Origin of the sequence: Aurantimonas marianensis (genome assembly GCF_024195285.1) — a bacterium.
GTDB classification, from domain to species: Bacteria; Pseudomonadota; Alphaproteobacteria; order Rhizobiales; family Rhizobiaceae; genus Aurantimonas; species Aurantimonas marianensis.
The window spans coordinates 1-23,424 of record NZ_JALHBS010000019.1; the positions used below are offsets into that span (position 1 = coordinate 1).

A 23,424-nucleotide genomic window follows, 5' to 3' on the forward strand; every position below is an offset into this window, starting at 1 on the left:
CCTCGTCGGGTGCATCGTCGGCGATGATCTCGCCGGCATAAAAGGCCAGCACCCGGTCGGCGTAACGGGTCACGATATCCATGTCGTGCTCGACGAAGATCACTGCCGCGTCCTCGCCCGACAAAGCCTTCATCACCCGATCCATCAAGGGAAACTTTTCTTCCGAACTGACGCCGGAGGTCGGCTCGTCGAGCAATAGTACCCTCGGGCGGCTCGCCAGCGCCATGGCGATGTCGATCAGCTTGCGGACGCCGCCGGGCAATTCGTCGACCGGCTGTGCGGCATAGTCGGACAGTCCGAAACGGCCCAGCATCTCATGCGCCCGGTCGAGCGATTCCTCGGTATGGGCCGGACGCAAGAAGGACGGACGGTCCTTTCTGGCGATGTCGATGGCAACCAGAATGTTGTCGACCGGCGTCATGGTTTCGCAGAGCTGCGGGATCTGGAAGGAACGGCACATGCCGCGCCGGGTGATGCGCCTTGGCGCGAGACCCGTCACGTCCTTCCCGTCAAGCAGCACCTGTCCGGCATCGGGCTTGAGGTAGCCGGTGACCATGTTCACGAAGGTCGTCTTGCCGGCGCCGTTGGCGCCGATCAGGGAAAGCCGCGCCGTCGGCGTCACCGAGATATTGATGTCGTTCGCCGCGACCAGCGCACCGAAGGATTTCATGAGGCCGCGCGCCTCGAGAACGGCGTCGCTCATTCGGCTGGCTCCTCGTGAGGGCTGGCACCCCGCGCTCGCCATTTCGATGCGACCCGCTCGCCGGTGGCGCCGGCCCAAAGCGAACCGAAGCCGCGCGGCAGGAACAGGATGACCATGAGCAGGAACAGGCCGAGCGCCAGCTGCCAGCTGTCGGGGAAATACTGGTTGGCGAAGGAGCGCACGAGTTCGGTGATCAGCGCCGCGCCGAACACCGCGACGACGCTGGCATAGCCGCCGAGGACGGCAATGAACACCACCTCGCCGGACGTGGTCCAGTAGGCGAAGAACGGGTCGACATGGCCGAGCGCGACCCCGTTAAGCACGCCGCCGAGGCCAGCCAGAACTCCCGCGAGGATGAAATTGCGGGCGGTGACGGCGAAGACCGAGGCGCCGAGATATTCCACCCGCAGTTCGTTCTCGCGCGCCGCCAGCGCGATCAGCCCCGGACCGCTGTCGAAATAGATCCGGCAAACCGCGGCGGCGATGGCGGCAACGCCCACCGCGACGGCGTAGAGCGCGAAATCGGCGGCCCCGGTGCCCGGCAGATAGCCGAGGAAGCTGGGTGGCGGCACGTTGAAGCCATCCGATCCGCCGATCGCCGTGACCTTGGCGAGGACGCCGTAAAGCACCATCGACAGGGCCATAGTCAGCATGGCGAAGAAGATGCCGCGATAGCGCGCGATCAACGGCGAGACCAGGGCGGCGACGAGACCGCCGGAAAGCCCGCCGATGATCAGCAGCGCGAAGACGTCGGTTATCCCGAGCCGGCTTGCGAGCATCCCCGACACATAGGCGCCGACGCAGTAGTAAAGTCCTTGGCCGAAGGAGACGAGGCCGCCGCGCATCAGGGCGACGATGCCGAGCGCAATCAGCCCGAAGGCGATCGCCTTGGTCATGGTGAAGAGCAGCCAGAGCGGCAGCACCCAGCCCATCGCGATGAAAAGGACGGCACCGAGCGCCGCGAGGACGAGGGTTCGCATCGGCGCGCTCATATCTTGCGCGCCTGGACCGGAGTGAACAGGCCCTCGGGGCGGAAGATCAGCACGACGACCATGACCAGGTAGATGATGAAAATCTCCGCCTCCGGTATCTCATAGACCGCGAAGGACCGGGCCAGGCCGACAATCAGCGCGCCGATCGCCGCGCCGGGAATCGAGCCGAGGCCGCCGATGATGACCACCGCGAAACTGACGATGACGACGCTGACGCTGATGCCCGGCTGCACCGAAATAAGCGGGCTGGTGAACGCCCCGCCAAGGGCGGCGAGAAATACGCCGAGGCCGAAGGCGAGAAGATAGATGCGGGTGACGTTCACGCCCATCGCCGCGCTCACCTCCGGCTCGTTGATCACGGCCACGGTGATCTTGCCGATCCGGGTGCGGGTGAGGCCAAGCCAGACGCCGAGCCCGCAGACGATCGCCAGCCCGATCAGCGCGATGTCGTAGCCGACATAGAATAGGCTGCCGACCTCGACATTGCCGAAAAGATTGCGCGGCTCGAAGACGTAATAGGGATCGACGCCGAAGACCATCTTGGTGATGTCCTCCAGCATGAGGAACACCGCATAGGTGACCAGCAGGACGAGACCCTCGTCGCGACCGTAGAAAAACCGCAGCAGCCCGCGCTCGATGAGCGGCGCGACGACGATGGCGACTGCCAGTGCGGCGATGAACATCGCAACGAGGCTGAACCATTCTGGCAGCCCCCAGCCCGCGAACAAGGGCACGGCGACCGCCGCGGCATAGGCGCCGAGAGCGTACAGGCCGCCATGGGCGAAATTGAGGATGCGCAGCACGCCGAAGACCAGCGTCAGCCCGAGCGCGACGATGAACAGCCAGGAGGCGTAGATCAGTCCGTCGAGAATGATGGTGAGAACGATGTCCATCGCGGCGTGGTCCACCCGTCGCTGGCTTGCGGTAAACCGGGCCGCTTGGCGGCCCGGTCGGATTGCCGTGTCAGATCATCATTAGCATTTGGCGCCGGGAAAGCCGGCGTTGATCCATTCCAAACCCTTCATGTCGGCCGGCGGGTTGACGCAACGCGCGTCGAACCGGATGACGTCGTCGAGGATGATTTCGCCGTTCTCGTCCTTCTTCGAACGGCCGAAGCCGATCGGCTGGATCGCCTGGTGGCCGTTGCCGTTGACCATCTCTATCAAACCGCCCGGGCTTTCCCAGCTCAGCCCCTTCATCGCCGCGGCGAGTTCCTCGCTGCTGGGCTTCTTGCCGCCGTTTTCTGCCATCGCCTTTTCGACCGCGGTTTTCAGGCCGAGGATGGCCTGCGCCATGCGGTAGGGCGCTTGCACCGGCATGACGTCGTAGGTGGATTCGTAGTTTTCCTTCCACCATGTGTTCAGCTCGGATTCAGGCGCCATGAAACCGTAGGCGCCGCGCGCGCCGACGACGACGCCCTCCGGCATGTTCTTGCCGAGCGGCGGCAGCGAATGATCGCCGGCCGAAAACGCCACCTGGCTGCGCTGGAACAGGCCGCGCGGCAGAGCCTGCAGGATCAGAGCCTGAAGGTCGCCGCCCCAGAGCGAGGAATGCACGACGTCGGCCTTGCCCTGCAGCAGCGCGGATATCTCGGTGCCGTACTGGCCGGCGCCGAAGGCGGGGAAGAGTTCGGCGGTTACCTTCGCATCCGGGTAGATCTGGCCCATGGCGGCCTTGAAGTCAGCCCAGCTGTCCTGGCCCCAGGCATAGTCTTGGTTGATGCCGGAGAAGGTCTCGACCTCGATATCCAGGGCCTTCAGGTACCGCGCCAGCCCGACGTTATCCATCGTCGCGTGGGCGGCGGTGCGAAAGACGTATTCGTAGTCGTTCTCCTCGAAGACCCGCGGCGTGCCGCAATCGTAGAGGATCGTGAACTGCTTGAGTTCCTCGGCGACCGGCGCGACCGCCAGACAGTCGCCCGAGCCGACATAGCCGACCACGACATCGACGTTCTCGCGCTGAACGAGGTTGCGGTATTCCTGCACCTGGACCGTGGCGCCGCCGGCTTCATCGATCACCACCGGCTCGATCGTCATGCCGCCGAAACCCTTGGTGTCGTAAGGGGCGGGCGCCTCGCCGGCGTTCAGCTTCTCGATCAGCATCTTGCCGCCGTCCCAGGCGGGGACGCCGAAGCTCTGGGCGGCCTGGCCGGACAGGAAGGTGACCACGCCGATCTTGAACGTCTCTTGCGCCACGGCGGCGCCGGTCAGGGCAAAGGCGGCCGTGGTAGCCATGAGGGCGGCGGCGATGCCGGCGCGTGAAGATTTCGGGTTCATTGACGTTTCCTCCTCTTTTCAAGTCCGTTCCGCGCGGAGCGCGGCGGACCTTGTTTATTTGTTTGCGTCGAATCCTCGGGGCCGCCGGTCTCCCCAACCGGTCGGCGAAGCTCTGTCGTTAACGGCGGGCGCCTCCCTCTCGCGGCAGGGGCAGATGGACCGGCTCGTCCGGATCGCAGCCGGCAAGCACGTAGCCGCGCCGGAAATCGTTGATGTGCCGGCGCATCCAGTCCGCCGCCAGACCCGCGTCGCGGTTCTTGAGGGCGACAATGATGTGCTCGTGCGCCTCGATCAGCCGCGCGCCGGCCTGGCTCAGGCGCGGCAGCATGCGTTCATTGGCCGGAAACAGCAGCATCGCCGCGGGTTCGCGCGCCAATTGCCACGTGGCATTGCCGGTCGCCTCGGCGATCAGCGCATGGAATTCGAGATCGAGCCTGGTCAGGACGCTTTTCTCGGCCACGGCCACGCGGGTGCGGACGAGATTGTCCTCCAGCGCTTCGATCTGCTCGGGCCGGATGGCCAGCGCCGCCTGAGCCGCCGCCGCTGGCTCCAGCGCCAGCAGCAACTGCCACAGCTCGTCGAAACTGACACGCTGGAGCGCCAAAGCGCGGCTGGCGCGGGTACTCAAATCCTCCGCGCGTGGCGCCGAGGCGTAAAGGCGTCGACCGGTGCGGCGCTGGACCAGGCCGCTCTGTTCGAGCAGCCGCAAGCCTTCGCGTGTGGTGGAGCGATGAACACCGAGACGCGCCGCGAGTTCGGTCTCGGTCGGGAGCCGATCGCCGAGCGCCAGACGGCCGTCGAGGATTTCCCGCTCGATCGTCTCGAACACCAGCCGATAGGCCGGCGCCGCTTCGATCGCGGCGAAATGCGTCGCGGGGTTCTCGCTTCGCCGGGGCGCGGCAACGCTCGATACCGCTCCCGGCGTTCGATCCGCCATAGGCAACACACGTCCCGACAATGGCCGGGCCTCCTCCCACGAGTGCCGCGGCTCTTCCGGCCGTCGGCATCCTCATTGTCCGACAATCAGACTAGGCGGAGGATCATGGAAGCGTCAACCGAGGAATATGGTTGGCGCCGACGGCCCTATCCGCAGCGAACCCTGACGATCCGATTCTCCCCGTCGGTCTCCAGGTTGAGCCGGGTCGCGACGAATTCCTGGGTGATCGGCTGATTGGGATAGAGCACGCGCACGTCCTCGGCGCCGGGGGCCGCCTTCGCCGCCTCGGTGGCCTCGACATTGGCGATCCGTCCGAGGACGACGCGCGCGGCGTTGGCGTTGCAGGCCTCCAACTCAGGCGCTGGCATGCTCGGCCCGCCGACCGGCATGGGCAAGTTTTGCGGCGGCGGCACCGGGTTGGCGCGGTTGCTCGCGGCGCAGCCGGCCACGATGATCGCCGTCCCCGCAAGGATGGCCGGTAAGAGGGTTCGTTGCATGCCGCTTCCTTCATGTTTCGCTGTGATGCCGGCACTCTGCCCTTGCGGAATCACCATCGGGATCGAGGAGCGCCGTCATTGTCCGAGCGCAGACTAGCGCACCGGCCGCAAAAGACGAAAGCCAGCCACAAACCCGTGAGGATCGGTGGTCCTTTTCACGGCGGCAGCGGCGACTATGTCAAACTCCCAACACCCATTCCTTTCCCCGATGTTGTGCCTTGGAGCCTTCGCCATGAAATCTCTTCTCGCCGCCAGCGCCGCCCTTGTCGGGCTCTTTGGTCTTCCCGCCGCCAGCCAAGCCCAGGAAGGCTGCGGCACCATCCAGATCGCCTCGATGAACTGGGCATCGGCCGAGGTGATGGCCGCGATCGACCAGTTCATCCTCGAGAACGGTTTCGGCTGCGACGCGCAGCTCGTGCCCGGCGATACCATGCCGACCTTCACCTCGATGACCGAGAAGGGCGAGCCGGATGTCGCACCGGAGATCTACGTCAAGCAGTTCAAGGAGCAGATCGAGACGGCGCTGAAGGAAGGGCGGATCGTCTACGGCGCCAAGGTGCTCAAGGATGGGTCGGAAGAAGGCTTCTGGATTCCGCAATATCTCGCCGATGCGAATCCGGACATCGTCACGGTCTCGGACGCTTTGGAGCGTCCCGACCTGTTCCCTTCGCCGCAATCGTCGGACAAGGGCGCGTTCTACGACTGTCCGGCGGGCTGGGGCTGCCAGATCGTGCTCCACAACTTCTTCAAGGCCTATGACGCCGAAGAGAAGGGGTTCGAACTCGTGCCGACCGGATCGGCCGCCGGTCTCGACGGCTCCATCGCCAACGCCTTCGAGGCCAAGCAGGGCTGGCTCGGCTATTACTGGTCTCCGACCGCCATCATCGCGCGCTACCCGATGAAGAAGCTCGAATGGGACGTTCCCTACGACGATGCCGAGTGGTTGAACTGCACGACCCAGCCAAATTGCGAGAACCCCAAGCTGAACGCCTGGACGGAGGCCGATGTCTACACGCTGATGACGCCCAAGCTCGCGAAGGAATCGCCGGAAGCCGCCGCCTATCTCGAGCAGCGCGCCTGGGGCAACGATACCGTCAACAAGCTGCTGGCCTGGAAGGACGAGAACCAGGCGACCGGCGAGGACACCGCCCTCTACTTCCTCGACACCGAGGAGGACGTCTGGACCAAATGGGTCTCGCCGGAGGTCGCCGAAAAGGTCAAGGAAGCACTCTGACCGCCCGCGCGTTCATGGATACGCCGGGCGGCCACGGTTGGCATTTCGTCAGACGATCGTGGAAAGCCCGGCGAACAATGCCCAGAGCGCGGCGCCGAGCATTGCCAGGATCGACAGGCCGGTGCCTGCCGAGCGCTGCCAAGCGGGAGCATCCGCGGCGGTAAAATGCAGCGCGTGCAGGAAGCGACCGACAGTCAGAAGCAGACCGGCCCCGTGGATCGCCCAGGCCGGACCGCCCAGAAGGGCGGCGACGAGCAGGGCGATCAGCGTCACCGGAATAAACTCGATGGCATTCGCGTGGCCACGCATGATCCGGATCATGCGTGGATTGCCACCGTCGCCCATCAAGACCTTCTCGCTCTGGCGCACGCGTCCGGTCTGGAAGGCCAGCCAGAGGAGAATCAACGTGTTGAGACCCGCGTAGATCGCCAGCGCCCCTATCGCGTCGGTCGTGGGATTTATCATGGTCTCCGGTCCCATCCTGGCGGTGCGCTCGCTGCCTGATCCGATGGGTTTAAGGCGGTGTCGCCGGGATGTCGATCCGGCCTGTCATCGAGGGGGCGCGTTCGTCGCATCTTTGAGCTAGTCTTCGCTTCCCCGACGCGTGCGGCATCGGCCGATGACGCACGCGCGCGAACCGGAGAGGCGATGCCATGATGCCACTGCTGCTGGGAATGATCGTTTTCTTCGGGGTTCACTCGTTGCGGATCTTTGCCGAGGACGGGCCGGATCGGCTGATCGCTCGGCTGGGTGAAAGCCAGTTCAAGCTGACCTATTCGGCCCTGTCCTTGATCGGGCTCCTGTTGATCATCTTCGGCTATGGGCAGGCAAGGGCGGACGCGAGCTTGCTCTGGTCGCCGCCGGCCGGCCTTCGCCATCTGGCATTCCTTCTCGTGCCGGCGGCGTTCATCCTTGTCGTCAGCGCTTACGCCCCGACCGGTCACATCAAGGCAGCGGTTCGCCATCCGATGGTGCTCGGCGTGGCGCTCTGGGCCTTGGCGCATCTCCTCGTCAATGGCACGGACGCCGATCTCGTGCTGTTCGGCGGCTTTCTGGCCTGGGCGCTCGTCGACTATGCCAGCGCGCTTCGGCGCACCGCGACCGGCGCCACGCAGGCGACGGCGGAAAAAGGCTTGCGCGGCGACATCATCGCCGTGGCGATCGGTCTCGTCCTGTCCGGCGCCTTCTTGTACGGGTTGCATGGTTGGCTCTTCGGCGTGCCGCTGCTTGGATAGGATCACTAGAGCTTGCCCTTTCACAGACGCGAAAAATCGTTAGAAGACGCCATGTCTGTTGTGTGCGTCGGCTGCGGTGGATGGTGTGCCGCAACGATTTTTCGAAGAGTGAGTGAATGAGCGACGACAGTTTCTTCCGCGAGGTCAGCGACGAGCTTCGCCAGGACAAGGTCAAGGCCGTCTGGACGAAGTTCGGTGCATGGATCTTCGCCGCCGTCGTCCTCGCTGTCGCCACCACGGCTGGCGTCGTCGGCTGGGATCGTTACCGGATCGCGCAGGCCAATGAATCCGGCGACAACTATCTCGCCGCGCTGGATCTTGCCCGGGAGGGCAAGCGGGACGAAGCCGTGGCGGCGCTGCAAACGATCGCGGTGGACGGCTACGGAGCCTATCCCGACCTCGCCCGGATGAGCATCGGCGGCGTCCTGCATGAACAGGACAAGCCCGATGAGGCAGTCGCGGCATTTGACGCTGTGGCCAAGGATTCCGACGTGCCGCAGCCGATCCGCGATATGGCCGCCGTCCGGGCGGCCTACATTCTTGTCGACAGCGGCACGCTCGACGACGTCCGCAGCCGTGTCGAACGCCTGACCGGCGACAGCGAACCGTTGCGCTTTCCGGCGCGCGAGGCGATCGCGCTGGCGGCGTGGAAGGCTGGCGATCGGGAAACCGCCCGCCAGCTTTTCCAGGAGCTCCTCGACGATGCCGGGGCGCCGAACGGCATTTCCGGGCGCGCGCGCATGATGCTCGAAGTGATCGCCGCCGGCACGCCGGCCGAGTCCGCGGATAGTGTGGCCCCGGTCGATGGGGTCGCCGGCGTACCGCTGACAACGCCACCGGCCACCGCCACCGGTGTGCCTGGAAGCGACACCGGCCAGCCGGCAGCCGCCGGCACGCCGCCCGCCGATGCGCCCGAATCCGCGAGCGCCCCTGCGCCAGCGACCGGAACGAATTCGCAGGCCGCGCCCTCCTCGACGCCCTCCCAAGCGGTTAGCGAACCGGTGCCAGCGACCGGCGCGAACTGATCCCAATCGGCGTCCGGCCAACCGTCGGACGCCCCATCGCTCCGGAGGAGCGCGGAGACCTTCATGGTCACCATCGCCATCATCGGTCGGCCGAATGTCGGCAAATCGACCCTGTTCAACCGTCTCGTCGGCAAGCGGCTGGCGCTCGTCGACGATCGGCCGGGCGTCACCCGCGACCGGCGTTCCGGTGACGCGACGCTGATGGATCTCGAGTTCGAGATCGTCGATACGGCCGGGCTCGAGGAAGCCGGGGCGGAGACGCTGGAGGGGCGGATGCGCGCCCAGACGGAAGCGGCGATCGCGACGGCGGATCTGGCGCTGTTCATGATCGACGCCAAGGCTGGTCTCAATCCGCAGGATCTCGCCTTCGCCGATCTGATGCGGCGAACCGCGGCAAAGGTCGTGCTGGTGGCCAACAAGGCCGAGGCGAAGGGCGCCGAGTCCGGCTTCATCGACGCTTATTCGCTTGGGTTGGGCGAGCCGATCGGCATCTCGGCCGAGCACGGCGTCGGGATGGCGGAACTTCGTGACGCCATCGTCGAGGCATTGGGCGACGCGGTCCTGGACCATGCGGGGGACGACGAGAGCGCCGACGCGGACAGCGACCCGGCGTTTGCGCAGGAGGAGGAAGAGCCGGCATACGACCCGACCAAGCCGCTGCGAATTGCCATCGTCGGACGGCCGAATGCCGGCAAGTCGACGCTGATCAATCGCTTCATCGGCGAGGATCGCATGCTGACCGGGCCGGAGGCCGGTATCACGCGCGATTCCATCTCGGTCGAGTGGGAATGGCGCGGGCGAAAGATCAAGCTGTTCGATACGGCCGGCCTTCGGCGCAAGGCGCGCATTCAGGAAAAGCTCGAAAAGCTCTCCGTCGCCGACGCGCTCCGCGCGATCAAATTCGCCGAAGTCGTGGTGGTGGTTCTCGACGTCACCATCCCTTTCGAGCGCCAGGATCTTTCGATCGTCGACCTGGTGGTGCGCGAGGGCCGGGCGCCCGTCATCGCCTTCAACAAATGGGATCTTGTGGAGGATCGGCAGGCCGTGCTCGCCGATTTGCGCGAGAAGACCGGCCGCCTTTTGCCGCAGGCGCGGGGCATACGAGCGGTGACGGTGTCGGGCGAGACCGGCGAGGGGCTCGACCGGCTCATGCGCGCGATCGCCGAGACACATGAAATCTGGAATAGCCGCGTCTCGACGGCGAAACTGAATCAGTGGCTCGAGCGGATGGTCGGCCACCATCCCCCGCCCGCGGTCGCGGGCCGGCGGGTGACGATCAAATATATCACTCAAGTCAAGTCGCGACCACCGACCTTCATGTTGTCCACAACGCGGCCGGAAGCGCTTGGCGTCGCTTACACACGCTATCTTATCAATGGGTTACGCGACAGTTTCGGACTTTTGGGCGTGCCTATCCGTCTTGGATTGCGAAAGCCGGACAACCCTTACGCCGCAAAAGCGAAGCGGCGGTCATGAAATCACCATCATCTGTTAACCAAGAGACAAGGTTAATGGGGGAAATTCGGTGGATGTCCATCGAATGAAGAAGATGTTGGGGACGTAATGACGGCTGTTGGTTCGGTAGCAGGGGGACGCATGCATAGCCGTTCATCGAAACGCGCTGCACGCGCGATCGTGGTTGCGGCCGGCAGTTTCGTGACACTCACCGCGTTTACCGGCCAGCTCGCCTATCAGGACATGACCAGCCTGCTGGGCGGTTCCAGAGAAGCAAACCGCTGGCAGTCGTTTTTTGTTCCATCGCCCGCGGGTTCGGTGGAAACCGCCAAGATCGCCTTCGCCGATTCCGGCAAGAACAGCCGCCTGCCTGCCGGAAGCGGCGTGAAGGCCGGAAACGGCGATCTCTTCACCGTCGATACGGTTCCGCAGGCGCTCGATACGCCCGACGAGAACCGGGTCGCGCGGGCCGAGAAGGGAAAACGGGTCATTTCCGTCGCGCCCGCCGCCGGTCTGCCGCCGCGCGGCTTCTCCGCCGGCTCGATCCTGGAGCGGCAGTCGCTGCTCGGATCCCGGGTCACCGGCGGCCAGGAGCGCATCCGCAGCGCCTTCTCCAAGGTGACGCAGTCCACCAAGGACGCGATGACCGTCGCCATGAATTTCCAGCTCAAGGGCCCGCCGGCGATCAAGCCAGGCCGGGAGCGGGCAACCAACGACATGTTGATGCTGGCTTCGCTGAAGCCGTCGGACACAGAGACCGCCGCGCTCGGCTACGCGCCGTCGGGGGGGCAGTCGGGCCGCGCCTCCTCGCTGTTCGAGAAGATCCTGAAGGAAACGCCGGAGGCGTTCATTCCGCCGATCAGCGAGAATGATCATGCCTGGGCCGCCACGCCTCTGCCGGCAACCGCCTATTCGGAGAAGGAGCAGAATTGCCTTGCCAACGGCCTGTATTTCGAGGCACGGGGCGAGTCGACGCTGGGTCAGGCGGCGGTAGGGCAGGTTATCCTGAACCGCGTTCGCAACCCGGCATTCCCGAACACGATCTGCGGCGTCGTCTACCAGAACAAGAACTGGCGCAATCGCTGCCAGTTCTCCTTCGCCTGCGATGGCGCGCGTGATCGCATCGCCGACAGCGGCGCCTGGTCCCGTGTCACGCGCGTAGCCGAACAGGTGACCAAGGGCGAGCTCTGGATCAACGCCGTCGGCTCGGCGACCCATTATCACGCCAATTATGTTCAACCCCGCTGGGCACGCGCCATGGAGAAGGTCGACAAGATCGGCAAGCACATCTTCTATCGCACCTTCAACGGCGGCTGGTAGGCGGTACGCGCTAGCGAGGACCCCCGGCGCCGACCGAATGCCAAAGGTTCCTCCGTGAAATCTTGTCGCATTGTGCCGTGCCGGCCTTAGCGCGACCCGAACATTTTGCCGTGGCCGAAAAATGCGCTAGAGCCCAAGGCTCCTCGTTTACATCGGTCGGACCCCCATGGCTCAGAAAACCAAGCACCTGCTCCATATCCTGACCGCCCAGCCGGTCATCCCCGTCGTCGCGGTGGAGAACGCCGCCGAAGGCGTCGAACTGGCGCGCGCCTTGGCAGCGGGCGGCCTGAATGCGATCGAGGTCACGTTGCGCACGCCCGCCGCCTTTGACGCGATTCGGGCGATCAGCAGCGAAGTGCCGGAGACGGCCTGCGGCGCCGGAACCATTCTCGAGCCGAAGCAATTCGACCGCGCGGTGAATGCCGGCGCCAAATTCATCGTGTCGCCCGGCGCGACGGTCGAGCTTCTGGACGCCGCCCGGTCGTCCGATGTGCCGCTGCTGCCCGGCTCGGCAACGGCCAGCGAGTTGATGGCGATGCTGGAGGAAGGCTACGAGATCCTTAAATTCTTCCCGGCCGAACAGATCGGCGGCGCCGCCTTCCTCCGCTCGATCGCTCCGGTTTTCCCCGCCTTGCGTTTCTGCCCGACCGGCGGCGTCTCGATGAGCAATGTGCGTGATTATCTCGCGCTGCCGAACGTCATTTGCGTCGGCGGGTCATGGGTGGCGCCGAAGGCGACGGTCGCGGCCGGCGACTGGGCCGAGATCACTCGCCTCGCGCGCGAGGCCGTGGCACTCGGCGACTGACCGCGGCTCATCGCGGGACTTACCAGTCGAAAATCATGTGCTCGCGGTGCGGTACCACCGCGGCGCTCGCTCGCAGTCGTCGTTTCCGCGTTGGTACAGGCGCGACAGCGCCGAGAACGGGTTGACGGACCGCCGCGGCGGGACCAGATTCAGGGCACCTGCAACGAAGGAGATCGTCATGTCCACAGACGCTACCGAGCAAGGCAGGCTCGCCTTCCGCAACAATTTTCCGATGTCGTCCTGCCAATACCCCGTCGGCTCATCCTTGCGGGCCGCCTGGATGAACGGTTGGACCGAGGCGCGCAACGCGACGCCGGAGGGTTCCGCCGGCCACCCCGGCATGATGAAGGATGCGCGAACGGCCGTTAATCTCGACCGGATCGACGCGCCGCATCAATCCTGATATCACGACAAGAAAACGGCGCCCTTTCGAGCGCCGTTTTCGTTACCTGAAAAGCAGGATCAGGCGGCGTTCGCCTCGATCTGCTTGGCGTTGCCGTTGTCGGCCGTGGCGATCTCGATCTTGCGCGGCTTCATCGCCTCCGGAATGACCCGGACGAGATCGATGTGGAGCAGGCCGTTCCTCAGGCTGGCGCCCTTCACCTCGACATATTCGGCGAGCTGGAAGCGACGCTCGAACGCGCGGCCGGCGATGCCGCGGTAAAGGAGTTCGTTTTCCGACCCTTCCTCGGCCTCGGCCTTTTCGCCCTTCACCGTCAGCACGTTCTCGCGCGCTTCGATCGACAGCTCGTCATCACCGAAGCCGGCGACGGCGATGGTTACGCGATAGGCATTCTCGCCGGTGCGTTCGATGTTGTAGGGCGGATAGGTGGGGCTGTTGTCCGCGACCGTCTGGCTGTCGAGCAGCGAGAAAAGCCGGTCGAAACCGACGGTGGAACGGTACAGGGGAGCAAAATCTACATGACGCATGGTGTTCTCCATTCAGAAGCAACGATGTTTGCGTTTGGCGCGAAGCGTGCATCCCACTCTGGCGATACTGCCCGGCCAGCGGCCCCATATTGGCGACCACAGAAATAAAATGGTGAGCCGAATTTCGCGGTTCAAGGGTTTTTGAAGGGATCGGATCGGGGTCTTCCGCAAAACCGCGGGGGCGCCGATCGCGACATATAACTCTCTGACTTTTCGAAACTTTTCTCCTGAACCGAAAATGAACGTTGCCTTCCACAACCGTTCAGGTGGGCCTCGGCATAGTGGCGCTCATGGCTCGGTTGATCAGCCCCGCCGGTCCCCGCGAGAACGGGGCTTCCGACGGCAGGATCATCGCGCCGGACAGTTTTCCGCCGGGCTCCGGCGGAACCGAAACGGTCGCAGCGTCCCGTCCCTTCCGCTGTGGCCGCTCCAGCCGGGAGCCTCGAAGGGGGCTCCCGGTTTTTTTGTGCCCTCTCGCCGTTCGGTTAAGCTTTGACCGGCCCCGCCCGCGACACTACAAGCCGAGGGCGTCCGTGCCGTTCGCGATACGTCGGCAGCGGCGGTACGGAACGATGCTCGCAGGCCGGTTGACGATGAACGACGCGTACGAACCCAGTGAACTCGTCAGCAGCGCTGGCAACCCCGCCCCGCCGGGCATCAGCGCGTCGAGCTTTCGCACTCCCGACGGCAAGCGCCTGCGCTATGCCATCGCGCCCAGCCAATTGCCGCGCACGCGCGGCACGATCATCCTGCTGCAGGGGCGCAACGAGGCGATCGAGAAATATTTCGAGACCATCGCCGACCTGACCCGTCGCGGCTACATGGTCATGACCTTCGACTGGCGAGGTCAGGGCGGATCCCAACGGATAATTCGCAATACCGGGCTCGGCTATGTCCGCAAGTTCCGCAACTACGTCAACGATCTGGAAAGCATTGTCCAGGACGTGGTGCTTCCCGATTGTCGCGGCCCCTATGCGATACTCGCCCATTCCATGGGCGGGCTGATCGCACTGCAAGCCTCGCCGCGGCTGATGAACGTCATCGAACGAATGGTCCTCAGCGCGCCGCTGATATCCTTTCCTCCCGGCCGGATCGGCCTGCGCGGACTGAACCGCATGGCGAGGATCGCGCAATTCGTTGGGTTGGGACGTCTGCCGACCCATCCATTTCAGGCTCGAACCCACGAACCGAGCCCGACGACCAGCGTGCTGACCAGCGACCCGAAGCGCCTTGAGCGCAACCAGGCCCTGGCCGAGGCTGCTCCTGGGCTGTTTCTCGGCAGCCCGACCATCGCCTGGCTCGCCGCGGTCTCCGGCGCCATGGTGCGCCTAACCGATTCAGACTGGATCGCCCGGCTGGCCATTCCGACGCTGATCATCGCCGCCGGCGACGACAGCGTGGTGGCAACCCCTGCGGCCGAGCGGCTGGCCTGGCGCATGCGTTCCGGCTCCAGCCTGACCATTCCCTTCGCCCGCCACGAATTGCTGCAGGAGGCCGACCGGTTCCGTGAGCCATTCCTGGAAGCGTTCGAGGCTTTCGTGGGGGGCGTGCTGCCGCCGGATTGATCGGCCCCGGCGAACGCCCTCAGCCGTGGAGAATCGCCAGCGCCGCCGCGTGCAATTCCGGTGTCGCCGCGGCGATGATATCGCCACCGGCTTCCGGCCGGCCGCCGGTGAAGGTCGTGACTATCCCCCCCGCCTGCTCAATGATCGGCACCAACGCGACGATATCGTAAGGCTTCAGGCCTGTCTCGACGACGAGATCGACGTGGCCGGCCGCCAGCATGCAATAAGCGTAGCAGTCGGTCCCGAAGCGTGTCAGCCGCGCGCGGACCTCCAGTTCCTCGAAACGGCGGAGCCCCTCGCCCGAAAACAGCCGAGGCGAGGTGGTGAATAGTGTCGCCTCGTCGAGACGGCGTGTCGGCCGCACGCCAATCCGGCTTCGCTGACCCCGGTACTCGCACCAGGCCGCTTCGCCGTCGGCGAAATAACGCTCGCCGGTAAACGGTTGCGACATCAACCCCATCCGCGCCCGGCCCGCCTGTGAGTAGCCGATCAGCGTGCCCCATACCGGAATGCCGGAGATAAAGGCTCTTGTGCCGTCGATCGGGTCGATCACCCACAGATGCTCGCTGTTTCCTTGCGCGCCGAACTCCTCGCCGAGCACCGCATGATCAGGGTAGCGCGCGGCGATGGCCGAAACGACCGCCCGCTCGGCCGCCCGGTCGGCCTCCGTGACCGGGTCGAAAGAAGAAGTCAGCTTGTTGTCGACGCCGCCACCGACGCGGAACCGCGGCAACGTCTCGGCGTCGGCGATATCGGCGAGCTCGAACAGCAACGCGATCTCGGGCAGTTCCATGGCGCGGACTCGCTGCTGGTCGGCGAAAGGTCGGAAGGAAACCGAAACCCCGGGAGATCGGCGCCTCGATATGCGGCATTTTTACACAGTCTCAATTCACGCAGTGGTCGAAAATCGTGCCAAAACGGGATTGACAGATTTTGCAGTGCAACATAAATAGAGTCCGCGGCATTGATTTACCGCCGCCCTTACGGGCGTTTCCTCCCTAGACTCTGGACCGCGCTGTTTCAACGCAGTGCGGTTTTTTTTGTCCGCGAATCGGCGCGCCGCCTTGCGACCACAAGCCGCCTTATTCGGCGGCCGCGGGCCAGGCATAATCCGCCGCGACATCGGCGGCGAAACCCGCGACGAAGGCGGTCAACCGCTGGCGCAGCGCATCGAAGCCCGCATGCGGACGGTATTGGCGCTCGTCGGCGTAAAGGCCGCGATTGATCTCGATCTGCAAGGCATGGAAGCCGACAGCGGGGCGACCGTAGCGTTCGGTGATGTAGCCTCCGGCATAGGGCTTGTTGCGTGCCACGTCATATCCGAGCGCGATGATTCGACTGGTGGCGATGGAGACCAGCCGCGCGGCCGCGCTGGTCCCAAACCGGTCGCCGATCACGATGTCGGGCCGTTGCCCGCCTGGCAGCGCGCGCAAGCTCGACGGCATCGAGTGGCAATCGACCAGGATCGCCAGGCCGAAGCGCTCCCGCGTGCGCTGCAAGACCTCTTCGAGCGTCTGGTGAAACGGCTTGTAGATATCCTCGATTCGTCGCAGGGCTTCCGCGGCGGGCAGAACGCCGCGGTAAATTTCCTCGTTCTCCGCGACGATGCGCGGGATCGTGCCCAGGCCGCCCGCCACACGGATCGAGCCGCTATTGACGAAATCGGGCAGCGGCCCCGCGAACATTCTGGGATCGAGTTCATAAGGTTCGCGGTTGACGTCAAGATAGGCCCGCGGGAAGCGCGCCGCCAAGAGCGGAGCTCCGAGATCGGGTACGAAGTCGAACAGGCGGTCGACGTAAAGGTCCTCCGACCGCCTGATCGATTCGCCCGACAGGCGCGTCGTCGCGATCAGATCCGACGGGTAGTCCCGCCCGCTATGAGGCGAGCAAAACACGAAAGGGATGGTCGGCTCGTCGGGTTCGAGGATCTCGTAGGCCGGAATCGTTCCGGCGGCGGTCTCGAATATCGGGGTTTTCGCCAAACTGAGCCTTTCCAGCCGCGTGACGCATCACATTTTCTCATACAGGATGGCCAGACGTTCATTCCTTTTAGAAAATCTTGGGCCATTCTGCTATGGAATTGTCCCTAGAATGAACCAGGCGCCGGGATCGTTGCCCCGCCGTATCCGGATAACACGAATGTCAAAGATACTTCTCGCAGAAGATGACAACGATATGCGCCGTTTCCTCGCCAAGGCGTTGGAAAAAGCCGGCTACGAGGTCGTCAGCTATGACAATGGCGGCAGCGCCTACGAACGGTTGCGCGAGGAGCCGTTCTCGTTGCTGCTGACCGATATCGTCATGCCCGAGATGGACGGGATCGAACTCGCCCGTCGAGCGACCGAACTCGACCCTGACCTCAAGGTGATGTTCATCACCGGTTTCGCCGCCGTCGCCCTCAATCCGGATTCCAAGGCGCCCAAGGACGCCAAGATCCTGTCGAAGCCGTTCCACCTGCGCGAGCTCGTCGACGAAGTCAGCAAGATGCTGGAAGACGCGGCGTAGCGGAGCTGTCAGCGGGTCTCTCGGCCGGGTTCGAAAACAGTCTTTCGGTCGGCCGCGATCCTATTGACGCGGGCTCAAATCTCGTGTTCTAAGCCGCCTCGTCGGATGGGCGTGTAGCTCAGCGGGAGAGCACTTCGTTGACATCGAAGGGGTCACAGGTTCAATCCCTGTCACGCCCACCATCCGCCTTCAAATCTTTGCCTGACCGATAGACGAGCCGGATCATCCGACGATACGAGCTCATGCTTATGGTTCGTGGGGCCGGAACCTGACGTTCCGCAGCCGCCAAAGCCTCGCCGGGCCATCGGCACCGACCACGGCAGATGCGGCCGCCGACCGACGAAACGGAATACGCCAATATGCCCGCCATGGATGACCAAGCCGAAGCCGTCACCGATCGCGCCACCACGCCGGGCGACCCCGAGCCCGACAGGCAGGCCGAAACCGGCCACCGCGCCCGGCGAACCTTCGCCATCATTTCTCATCCCGATGCGGGCAAGACCACGCTGACCGAAAAGCTGCTTCTGGCTGGCGGCGCCATCGAGATGGCCGGCGCCGTCCGCTCGAAGGGCGACGGGCGCAGAGCCAAGTCCGACTGGATGGAGATCGAGAAAAGCCGCGGCATCTCGGTGACCTCGTCGGTGATGACCTTCGAGAAGCACGGCATCACCTTCAACCTTCTGGACACGCCCGGACACAGCGACTTTTCCGAGGACACCTACCGGACCCTGACCGCGGTCGACAGCGCCATCATGGTGATCGACGCGGCCAAGGGTATCGAGACCCAGACCCGCAAGCTGTTCGAGATCTGCCGGCTGCGCGACATCCCGATCGTCACCTTCATCAACAAGATCGACCGGGAGGGCCGCGACCCGTTCGAGTTGCTCGATGAGATCGAGGAGATGCTGGCGCTTTCCGTCGCGCCGGTGGTCTGGCCGGTCGGCCAGGGCGGCCAGTTCAAGGGCTGCTACGACCTCGCCTCGAACTACTTCCTCGCCGCCGGCGGCGAACGGCAAGTGACGCACACCGAGGGACTCGACGATCCCGCTCTGGCGGCCCTGATTCCCGCCGACATCTACGCGCCGTTCCGCGACGCCGCCGCGCTGGCCAGCGAAGGCTATGCCGACCTCGACCCCGTCGCCTACCGTCAAGGCCACCTGACGCCGGTCATCTTCGGCAGCGCGCTACAGAACTTCGCCGTCGACCGGCTGCTCGGCCTCATCGCCGCGCATGCGCCCGCGCCGCGCCCGCAGCCGTCCGACAAGGGTCCGGTCGACCCCGACGGCGACCGCGTCTCCGGCTTCGTCTTCAAGGTCCAGGCCAACATGGATCCCAAGCACCGCGACCGTGTCGCCTTCGTGCGGTTCTGCTCCGGCCATTTCAAGCGCGGCATGAAGCTCGACCATGTTCGCTCCGGCAAGGCGCTGGCCGTATCGAACCCGATCTATTTCTTTGCCCAGGAGCGTGCCCGCACCGAGGAAGCCTTCGCCGGCGATGTCATCGGCATTCCCAACCACGGGACGCTGCGCGTCGGCGACACGCTGAGCGAAGGCGAGAATTTCCGCTTCACCGGTCTTCCCGCCTTCGCGCCGGAGGTGCTGCGGCGCGTGCGCCTGGAGGATTCGATGAAGCTCAAGCAGCTGCGCCGGGCGCTCGACGATCTCGCCGAGGAGGGCCTTGTCCAGGTGTTCCGGCCGTTGATCGGCTCGACCTGGATCGTCGGCGTCGTCGGTCCGCTGCAGCTCGACGTCCTCGCCTCGCGCATCGCGGCCGAATACAAGGCGGACGTGACGTTCGAGCCGGTCTCCTCCAATGTCGCCCGCTGGATCCGTTCCGACAGCGACGCCGCTCTTGCCGCCTTCATCAAGGACAACGTCACCCACGTCGCCCGCGATCGCGACGAGCGGCCGGTGTTCCTGTGCCGCGACGACTGGGACCTGCGCTTCACCATGGAGCGCAACAAGGACATCATATTCGACGCCACCCGCGAGATCGTCGGGCAGTAAGCTGCCGGGATCGGCGCGAAACTCCCGGCATCATCCGCACTATAGCCGCCGGTAGCGCACCCGCGCGGAATGCTCGATCGCCCCGCTCACCAGCCGGTCGAGTTCGAGCCCGTCGCGCAGCATTTCCAGGAACCGCAACTCCGCCTGCGTCGCGTGAACGTCGGAGGCCGCCACCTCGATGGCCAGCGCATAGGCGGTCTCGTACATCTTGGCCGGCAGCACCCGCTTCATATTCGCGATGATCGTGTCGAGCCCGTCCTCGCGTTCCAGGATATCGCTGCAATGGCGTGCCATCTCGTCCAGACTTGCCGGGTCGAAGCCTTCGAACACGGGGAGCGTGCGGATCAGTGTTTCCAGCTCGCGCAGCTCGTTCTCGCTGATCGCGCCGTCGGCGGCAGCCATCGAAACCATCAGATGGACGAGGGCTTCCTGCGGTTCGAGGTCGGCCATTGCACGCTACTCCTTCAGACTTGCGATCGCTCGAAGCTAGACATCGACCGGGGCCGCAACAAGACGCAGGCGGGCTTTGTTGACGGCCCCCCAGCTTCTTTCTAGACCGGGCGCGACATGCCCGGTCCGCAATGCTTCACCGTCACGTTGAGGGGGCGGGCGCAGCTCGAAAGCCAACCATGCAAGGACGCCCCATGCAAACCACAGTGGACGCGGTGGCCGAACGACCGTTGCGCGAGGAGGCCCTGGCATCCAACGCCTGGCCCTTCGAGGAGGCGCGCAAGCTCATCAAGCGCTTCGAGACCAGCGGCATGCCGGCGACGGTGCTGTTCGAGACCGGCTATGGTCCGTCCGGCTTGCCGCATATCGGGACCTTCGGCGAGGTCGCCCGCACGTCGATGGTGCGCCGTGCCTTTCGCGTCCTGACCGAAGACAAGGTGCCGACACGCCTCCTGTGCTTTTCCGACGACATGGACGGCCTGCGCAAGGTGCCGGACAATGTGCCGAATCGGGAGATGATGCTCACCCATCTGGGCAAGCCGCTGTCGCGGGTGCCGGACCCGTTTTCCAACGAGCATCCATCGTTCGGGGCGGCGAACAACGCCCGCCTGATGGCGTTTCTCGACCGCTTCGGCTTCGACTACGAATTCGCCTCGGCGACCGTTTACTATGCCTCCGGCCGCTTCGACGCGACGCTTTTGAAGATGCTGGCCGCCTATGACGAGGTGATGGAGATCATCCTGCCGACGCTCGGCCCCGACAGACGCGCCACCTATTCGCCCTTCCTCCCGGTCCATCCGAAGACCGGCATCGTCCTCCAGGTTCCGATGGTGGACCGCGATCCTGATGCCGGCACCATCACCTATCTCGATCCCGACAGCAGCGAGCGGGTCGAAACGCCGGTAACCGGCGGCGCGGTGAAGTGCCAGTGGAAAGCGGACTGGGCGCTGCGCTGGGCGGCGCTCGGCGTCGACTACGAAATGGCCGGCAAGGACCTGATCGATTCCGTCACCCTGGCGTCGAAGATCTGTAAGGCGCTCGGCGCGACGCCGCCCGAAGGCTTCAATTACGAGCTCTTCCTCGACGAAAAGGGCCAGAAGATATCCAAGTCGAAGGGCAACGGACTGACCATCGACGAATGGCTGGCCTATGCCTCGCCGGAGAGCCTCGCCTTCTACATGTTCCAGAAGCCGAAGGCGGCAAAGCGGCTGTACTTCGACGTCATTCCCAAGGCGGTCGACGACTATTACCAGTTCGTCGCGGCCTACCAGCGTCAGGATCCGCGCCAGCGGCTGCAGAACCCGGTCTGGCATGTCCATGACGGCCACCCGCCGGAAAAGGCGGTAGCGGTGCCCTTCGCGATGCTGCTCAATCTGGTCTCCGCCTCCCATGCGTCGAACACGGCAACGCTATGGGGCTTCATTACCCGCTACGCGCCGGGCGTGACCCCCGAGACCGATCCGGAACTGGACCGGCTCGTCGCCTATGCGCTGCGCTATTTCGAGGATTTCGTCAGGCCGTCGAAGACGTTCCGCGCGCCCGACGCGGTCGAGCGGGAGGCGCTGGAGGCGCTCGACGCCAAGCTGGCGGCCTTGCCGAAAGATGCCGACGGCGAGGCGATCCAGAACGCGCTGCTGGATGTCGCGCGGCCGATCGAGCGCTATCAGGACCACAGGAAAACCGGGCCGCAGGGCGGCCCTGGTGTCTCGGTGGAGTGGTTCCAGGCACTCTACCAGATCCTGATCGGTCAGGAGCGTGGACCGCGCTTCGGCTCGTTTGCAGCGCTCTATGGCATCGACGAGACCCGGGCACTGATCCGCGACGCCTTGGAGGGACGGCTGGTCGCGGAGGGCTGACGCGATCTACGAAGGCGCAGCGTCGGCCGACCTGGAAGCCGAACCACGGCGCCCGACGGTCCATTTAGCGGCTAGAGCGACCCGGTTGCCTTGGCGCGTACGACCCGCTCGAACGCCGCCAAGGTCTCCTCGCTGACGTGATGCTCGATACCCTCGGCATCGCGCTGGGCGGTCCCATCGCTGATGCCGATCGCGCGAAGGAAGCTGACGACGAGTTCGTGCCGTCGCCGCGAGCGGACCGCCATTTCCCGGCCGGCCTCGGTCAGAAACACCGCCCGATACGGCTGGCTCGAAACCAGTCCCTCCCGCTGCAAACGCGCGATGGTCTTGACGACGGTGGTGTTGGCGACACCCAGCCGCCGGGCGATGTCGACCGCGCGGGCCTCGCCGGTGCTGTCGATCAGGTCGGCGATCAGCTCGACGTAGTCCTCCGCGACCTCCTGCTGATGGACTTCGCGCACCCTCTGGAAATTGGCCGCCTGCTGTTCCGCATCGGGCAAGGCGGGAATGGCGCTCGTTTGAACCTTCGTCATCACCGTCACCCATAGACGTTCGACTGGACCCCGCCAACCGCGAAATCGGTGGCCAGCCCCGGTTGACACGGTCTCCTCTTTCAATGCATTTGTAGCATAGGCTAACTTTTATAGCCATCGACAAATGAACCGGTCAGGCCTGGCTCCTGCGCCATCCACCTCGATCGAACGGGAAGCAACCCGTGACACGCACCTCACACCGGTTTTTCGCGGCGACGGCAATGGCGTCGCTGCTCGCCCTCGGTAATGGCACCCACGCGGCGGAAGAGGATCCGTTCAAGGTGGTGACGACGTTCACGGTGTTGGCCGACATGGCGCAGAACGTCGCCGGGGACGCCGCCGAGGTGGTATCGATCACCAAGCCCGGGGCGGAGATTCACGGCTATCAGCCCACTCCGCAAGATATCGTTCGGGCGAGCGGTGCGGATCTCATCCTGTGGAACGGACTGAACCTCGAACTCTGGTTCGAGCAGTTTCTGGACAATCTGGGTGATATTCCGTCGGTGACGCTGACCGACGGGATCGAGCCGATCTCGATTGCATCCGGATCATACGAGGGCCAGGCCAATCCCCACGCGTGGATGGGACTCGATAACGCCCTGGTCTATGTCGACAATATCGCGAAGGCCTTTGCTGAGCATGACCCGGGGGATGCTGACACCTACATGGCCAATGCCGAGGCCTATAAGGCAAAGATCCGTGACACGATTGGCCCACTCCGCGAGCAGATAAGCCGGATTCCGGCGCAGGATCGCTGGCTGGTTACCTGCGAAGGCGCATTTAGCTACCTGGCGCGTGATTTCGAAATGAAAGAACTCTACCTCGGGCCAATGAACGCCGACCAGGTCGGCACGCCGCAGCAGGTGCGCAGCGTCATCGACGGCGTGAGGAACAACGATATTCCGGTCGTCTTCTGTGAAAGCACGGTAAACACGTCGCCGGCCGAGCAGGTCGCCCGTGAGACAGGAGCCTCCTATGGCGGCGTCCTGTACGTCGACAGCCTCAGCGAGCCGGACGGACCGGTCCCAACCTATCTCGATCTCCTGCGCGTGACCGCGCAGACGGTGGCTGACGGTTTAACCGCGCACACCAACTGAGCC

General features: G+C 64.7%; 24 protein-coding genes and 1 tRNA gene. 13 read left to right on the plus strand and 12 right to left on the minus strand.

The window, feature by feature from the left end:
- The 6 genes from MJ956_RS03300 to MJ956_RS03325 form a co-directional block, all read right to left on the minus strand.
- On the minus strand, positions 1-703 hold a 703-nt coding region (locus MJ956_RS03300; RefSeq protein WP_253963057.1), incomplete at its 3' end, for an ABC transporter ATP-binding protein.
- Entirely contained in the window at positions 700-1,683 is a 984-nt protein-coding gene (locus tag MJ956_RS03305) for a branched-chain amino acid ABC transporter permease (protein WP_253963058.1), read from the minus strand. The genes MJ956_RS03305 and MJ956_RS03300, both read right to left, overlap by 4 nt.
- Positions 1,684-1,691: 8 nt before the next feature.
- The gene (locus MJ956_RS03310) at positions 1,692-2,588 is read right to left on the minus strand and encodes a branched-chain amino acid ABC transporter permease (protein WP_253963059.1); all 897 of its coding nucleotides are present in this window, start codon (positions 2,586-2,588) and stop codon (positions 1,692-1,694) included.
- 81 nt (positions 2,589-2,669) lie between these two features.
- Positions 2,670-3,971 carry an ABC transporter substrate-binding protein gene (locus MJ956_RS03315; RefSeq protein ID WP_253963060.1) on the minus strand — a complete coding sequence of 434 codons (1,302 nt, stop codon included), beginning with the start codon at positions 3,969-3,971 and terminating at the stop codon, positions 2,670-2,672.
- A 118-nt stretch (positions 3,972-4,089) separates the two neighbouring features.
- On the minus strand, positions 4,090-4,908 hold the full coding sequence (locus tag MJ956_RS03320) for a FadR/GntR family transcriptional regulator (protein WP_253963061.1): 819 nt from the start codon (positions 4,906-4,908) through the stop codon (positions 4,090-4,092).
- Positions 4,909-5,054: 146 nt separating this feature from the next.
- Positions 5,055-5,405: an I78 family peptidase inhibitor gene (locus MJ956_RS03325; RefSeq protein WP_253963062.1), complete on the minus strand. Its 351-nt coding sequence runs from the start codon at positions 5,403-5,405 to the stop codon at positions 5,055-5,057.
- A 232-nt stretch (positions 5,406-5,637) separates the two neighbouring features.
- Between MJ956_RS03325 and MJ956_RS03330 the strand changes: the two genes are divergently transcribed.
- Positions 5,638-6,639: an ABC transporter substrate-binding protein gene (locus MJ956_RS03330; protein WP_253963063.1), complete on the plus strand. Its 1,002-nt coding sequence runs from the start codon at positions 5,638-5,640 to the stop codon at positions 6,637-6,639.
- A 48-nt stretch (positions 6,640-6,687) separates the two neighbouring features.
- On the opposite strand, the gene MJ956_RS03335 is transcribed toward MJ956_RS03330, so the two are convergent.
- Positions 6,688-7,104, minus strand: coding sequence for an MAPEG family protein (locus MJ956_RS03335; RefSeq protein WP_253963064.1), 417 nt, complete (start codon positions 7,102-7,104; stop codon positions 6,688-6,690).
- A gap of 188 nt (positions 7,105-7,292) precedes the next feature.
- Here MJ956_RS03335 and MJ956_RS03340 point away from each other — a divergent pair, with 188 nt between their 5' ends.
- The 6 genes from MJ956_RS03340 (at position 7,293) to MJ956_RS03365 (ending at position 12,882) form a co-directional block, all read left to right on the plus strand.
- Entirely contained in the window at positions 7,293-7,874 is a 582-nt protein-coding gene (locus MJ956_RS03340) for an NnrU family protein (RefSeq protein WP_253963065.1), read from the plus strand.
- A gap of 116 nt (positions 7,875-7,990) precedes the next feature.
- Complete coding sequence (locus MJ956_RS03345) at positions 7,991-8,899, plus strand: tetratricopeptide repeat protein (protein WP_253963066.1); 909 nt, start codon at positions 7,991-7,993, stop codon at positions 8,897-8,899.
- Between the two features lie 63 nt (positions 8,900-8,962).
- Complete coding sequence (der, locus tag MJ956_RS03350) at positions 8,963-10,375, plus strand: ribosome biogenesis GTPase Der (RefSeq protein WP_253963067.1); 1,413 nt, start codon at positions 8,963-8,965, stop codon at positions 10,373-10,375.
- Positions 10,376-10,495: 120 nt separating this feature from the next.
- Entirely contained in the window at positions 10,496-11,674 is a 1,179-nt protein-coding gene (locus MJ956_RS03355; RefSeq protein ID WP_253963068.1) for a cell wall hydrolase, read from the plus strand.
- A 166-nt stretch (positions 11,675-11,840) separates the two neighbouring features.
- Positions 11,841-12,479 carry a 2-dehydro-3-deoxy-phosphogluconate aldolase gene (locus MJ956_RS03360; RefSeq protein ID WP_253963069.1) on the plus strand — a complete coding sequence of 213 codons (639 nt, stop codon included), beginning with the start codon at positions 11,841-11,843 and terminating at the stop codon, positions 12,477-12,479.
- A gap of 178 nt (positions 12,480-12,657) precedes the next feature.
- The gene (locus MJ956_RS03365; RefSeq protein ID WP_253963070.1) at positions 12,658-12,882 is read left to right on the plus strand and encodes a ribosome modulation factor; all 225 of its coding nucleotides are present in this window, start codon (positions 12,658-12,660) and stop codon (positions 12,880-12,882) included.
- A 59-nt stretch (positions 12,883-12,941) separates the two neighbouring features.
- On the opposite strand, the gene MJ956_RS03370 is transcribed toward MJ956_RS03365, so the two are convergent.
- Positions 12,942-13,409 carry an Hsp20 family protein gene (locus MJ956_RS03370; protein ID WP_253963071.1) on the minus strand — a complete coding sequence of 156 codons (468 nt, stop codon included), beginning with the start codon at positions 13,407-13,409 and terminating at the stop codon, positions 12,942-12,944.
- A gap of 593 nt (positions 13,410-14,002) precedes the next feature.
- Between MJ956_RS03370 and MJ956_RS03375 the strand changes: the two genes are divergently transcribed.
- Positions 14,003-14,974: an alpha/beta fold hydrolase gene (locus MJ956_RS03375; RefSeq protein WP_253963072.1), complete on the plus strand. Its 972-nt coding sequence runs from the start codon at positions 14,003-14,005 to the stop codon at positions 14,972-14,974.
- Positions 14,975-14,993: 19 nt separating this feature from the next.
- Here the strand turns inward: MJ956_RS03375 and hisN are convergent, their stop codons facing one another.
- On the minus strand, positions 14,994-15,767 hold the full coding sequence (gene hisN / locus MJ956_RS03380) for a histidinol-phosphatase (RefSeq protein WP_253963073.1): 774 nt from the start codon (positions 15,765-15,767) through the stop codon (positions 14,994-14,996).
- 289 nt (positions 15,768-16,056) lie between these two features.
- Entirely contained in the window at positions 16,057-16,956 is a 900-nt protein-coding gene (locus MJ956_RS03385) for an N-formylglutamate amidohydrolase (RefSeq protein WP_256477716.1), read from the minus strand.
- A gap of 157 nt (positions 16,957-17,113) precedes the next feature.
- Here MJ956_RS03385 and cpdR point away from each other — a divergent pair, with 157 nt between their 5' ends.
- The 3 genes from cpdR (at position 17,114) to MJ956_RS03400 (ending at position 19,485) form a co-directional block, all read left to right on the plus strand.
- Complete coding sequence (gene cpdR / locus MJ956_RS03390; RefSeq protein ID WP_206452863.1) at positions 17,114-17,479, plus strand: cell cycle two-component system response regulator CpdR; 366 nt, start codon at positions 17,114-17,116, stop codon at positions 17,477-17,479.
- A gap of 107 nt (positions 17,480-17,586) precedes the next feature.
- Positions 17,587-17,661, plus strand: a tRNA-Val gene (locus MJ956_RS03395).
- Between the two features lie 186 nt (positions 17,662-17,847).
- A complete protein-coding gene (locus MJ956_RS03400; RefSeq protein WP_423724792.1) occupies positions 17,848-19,485 on the plus strand; it encodes a peptide chain release factor 3 in 1,638 nt (545 codons plus the stop codon).
- 39 nt (positions 19,486-19,524) lie between these two features.
- Here MJ956_RS03400 and MJ956_RS03405 read toward each other — a convergent pair whose 3' ends face one another.
- Positions 19,525-19,935, minus strand: coding sequence for a tellurite resistance TerB family protein (locus tag MJ956_RS03405; protein ID WP_253963075.1), 411 nt, complete (start codon positions 19,933-19,935; stop codon positions 19,525-19,527).
- A 194-nt stretch (positions 19,936-20,129) separates the two neighbouring features.
- Here MJ956_RS03405 and MJ956_RS03410 point away from each other — a divergent pair, with 194 nt between their 5' ends.
- Positions 20,130-21,791: a lysine--tRNA ligase gene (locus MJ956_RS03410; RefSeq protein ID WP_253963076.1), complete on the plus strand. Its 1,662-nt coding sequence runs from the start codon at positions 20,130-20,132 to the stop codon at positions 21,789-21,791.
- Positions 21,792-21,862: 71 nt separating this feature from the next.
- Here MJ956_RS03410 and mntR read toward each other — a convergent pair whose 3' ends face one another.
- Positions 21,863-22,324: a manganese-binding transcriptional regulator MntR gene (gene mntR, locus MJ956_RS03415; protein WP_253963077.1), complete on the minus strand. Its 462-nt coding sequence runs from the start codon at positions 22,322-22,324 to the stop codon at positions 21,863-21,865.
- A gap of 221 nt (positions 22,325-22,545) precedes the next feature.
- Here mntR and MJ956_RS03420 point away from each other — a divergent pair, with 221 nt between their 5' ends.
- A complete protein-coding gene (locus tag MJ956_RS03420) occupies positions 22,546-23,421 on the plus strand; it encodes a metal ABC transporter substrate-binding protein (RefSeq protein WP_253963140.1) in 876 nt (291 codons plus the stop codon).
- Positions 23,422-23,424: the final 3 nt, after the last annotated feature.

Coding starts and splice junctions, on each gene's coding strand:
- MJ956_RS03305 (WP_253963058.1), bottom strand. CDS start 1,683: ATGCGAACCCTCGTCCTCGCGGCGCTCGGTGCCGTCCTTTTCATCGCG.
- MJ956_RS03310 (WP_253963059.1), bottom strand. CDS start 2,588: ATGGACATCGTTCTCACCATCATTCTCGACGGACTGATCTACGCCTCC.
- MJ956_RS03315 (WP_253963060.1), bottom strand. CDS start 3,971: ATGAACCCGAAATCTTCACGCGCCGGCATCGCCGCCGCCCTCATGGCT.
- MJ956_RS03320 (WP_253963061.1), bottom strand. CDS start 4,908: ATGGCGGATCGAACGCCGGGAGCGGTATCGAGCGTTGCCGCGCCCCGG.
- MJ956_RS03325 (WP_253963062.1), bottom strand. CDS start 5,405: ATGCAACGAACCCTCTTACCGGCCATCCTTGCGGGGACGGCGATCATC.
- MJ956_RS03330 (WP_253963063.1), top strand. CDS start 5,638: ATGAAATCTCTTCTCGCCGCCAGCGCCGCCCTTGTCGGGCTCTTTGGT.
- MJ956_RS03335 (WP_253963064.1), bottom strand. CDS start 7,104: ATGATAAATCCCACGACCGACGCGATAGGGGCGCTGGCGATCTACGCG.
- MJ956_RS03340 (WP_253963065.1), top strand. CDS start 7,293: ATGATGCCACTGCTGCTGGGAATGATCGTTTTCTTCGGGGTTCACTCG.
- MJ956_RS03345 (WP_253963066.1), top strand. CDS start 7,991: ATGAGCGACGACAGTTTCTTCCGCGAGGTCAGCGACGAGCTTCGCCAG.
- der (WP_253963067.1), top strand. CDS start 8,963: ATGGTCACCATCGCCATCATCGGTCGGCCGAATGTCGGCAAATCGACC.
- MJ956_RS03355 (WP_253963068.1), top strand. CDS start 10,496: ATGCATAGCCGTTCATCGAAACGCGCTGCACGCGCGATCGTGGTTGCG.
- MJ956_RS03360 (WP_253963069.1), top strand. CDS start 11,841: ATGGCTCAGAAAACCAAGCACCTGCTCCATATCCTGACCGCCCAGCCG.
- MJ956_RS03365 (WP_253963070.1), top strand. CDS start 12,658: ATGTCCACAGACGCTACCGAGCAAGGCAGGCTCGCCTTCCGCAACAAT.
- MJ956_RS03370 (WP_253963071.1), bottom strand. CDS start 13,409: ATGCGTCATGTAGATTTTGCTCCCCTGTACCGTTCCACCGTCGGTTTC.
- MJ956_RS03375 (WP_253963072.1), top strand. CDS start 14,003: ATGAACGACGCGTACGAACCCAGTGAACTCGTCAGCAGCGCTGGCAAC.
- hisN (WP_253963073.1), bottom strand. CDS start 15,767: ATGGAACTGCCCGAGATCGCGTTGCTGTTCGAGCTCGCCGATATCGCC.
- cpdR (WP_206452863.1), top strand. CDS start 17,114: ATGTCAAAGATACTTCTCGCAGAAGATGACAACGATATGCGCCGTTTC.
- MJ956_RS03400 (WP_423724792.1), top strand. CDS start 17,848: ATGGATGACCAAGCCGAAGCCGTCACCGATCGCGCCACCACGCCGGGC.
- MJ956_RS03405 (WP_253963075.1), bottom strand. CDS start 19,935: ATGGCCGACCTCGAACCGCAGGAAGCCCTCGTCCATCTGATGGTTTCG.
- MJ956_RS03410 (WP_253963076.1), top strand. CDS start 20,130: ATGCAAACCACAGTGGACGCGGTGGCCGAACGACCGTTGCGCGAGGAG.
- mntR (WP_253963077.1), bottom strand. CDS start 22,324: ATGACGAAGGTTCAAACGAGCGCCATTCCCGCCTTGCCCGATGCGGAA.
- MJ956_RS03420 (WP_253963140.1), top strand. CDS start 22,546: ATGGCGTCGCTGCTCGCCCTCGGTAATGGCACCCACGCGGCGGAAGAG.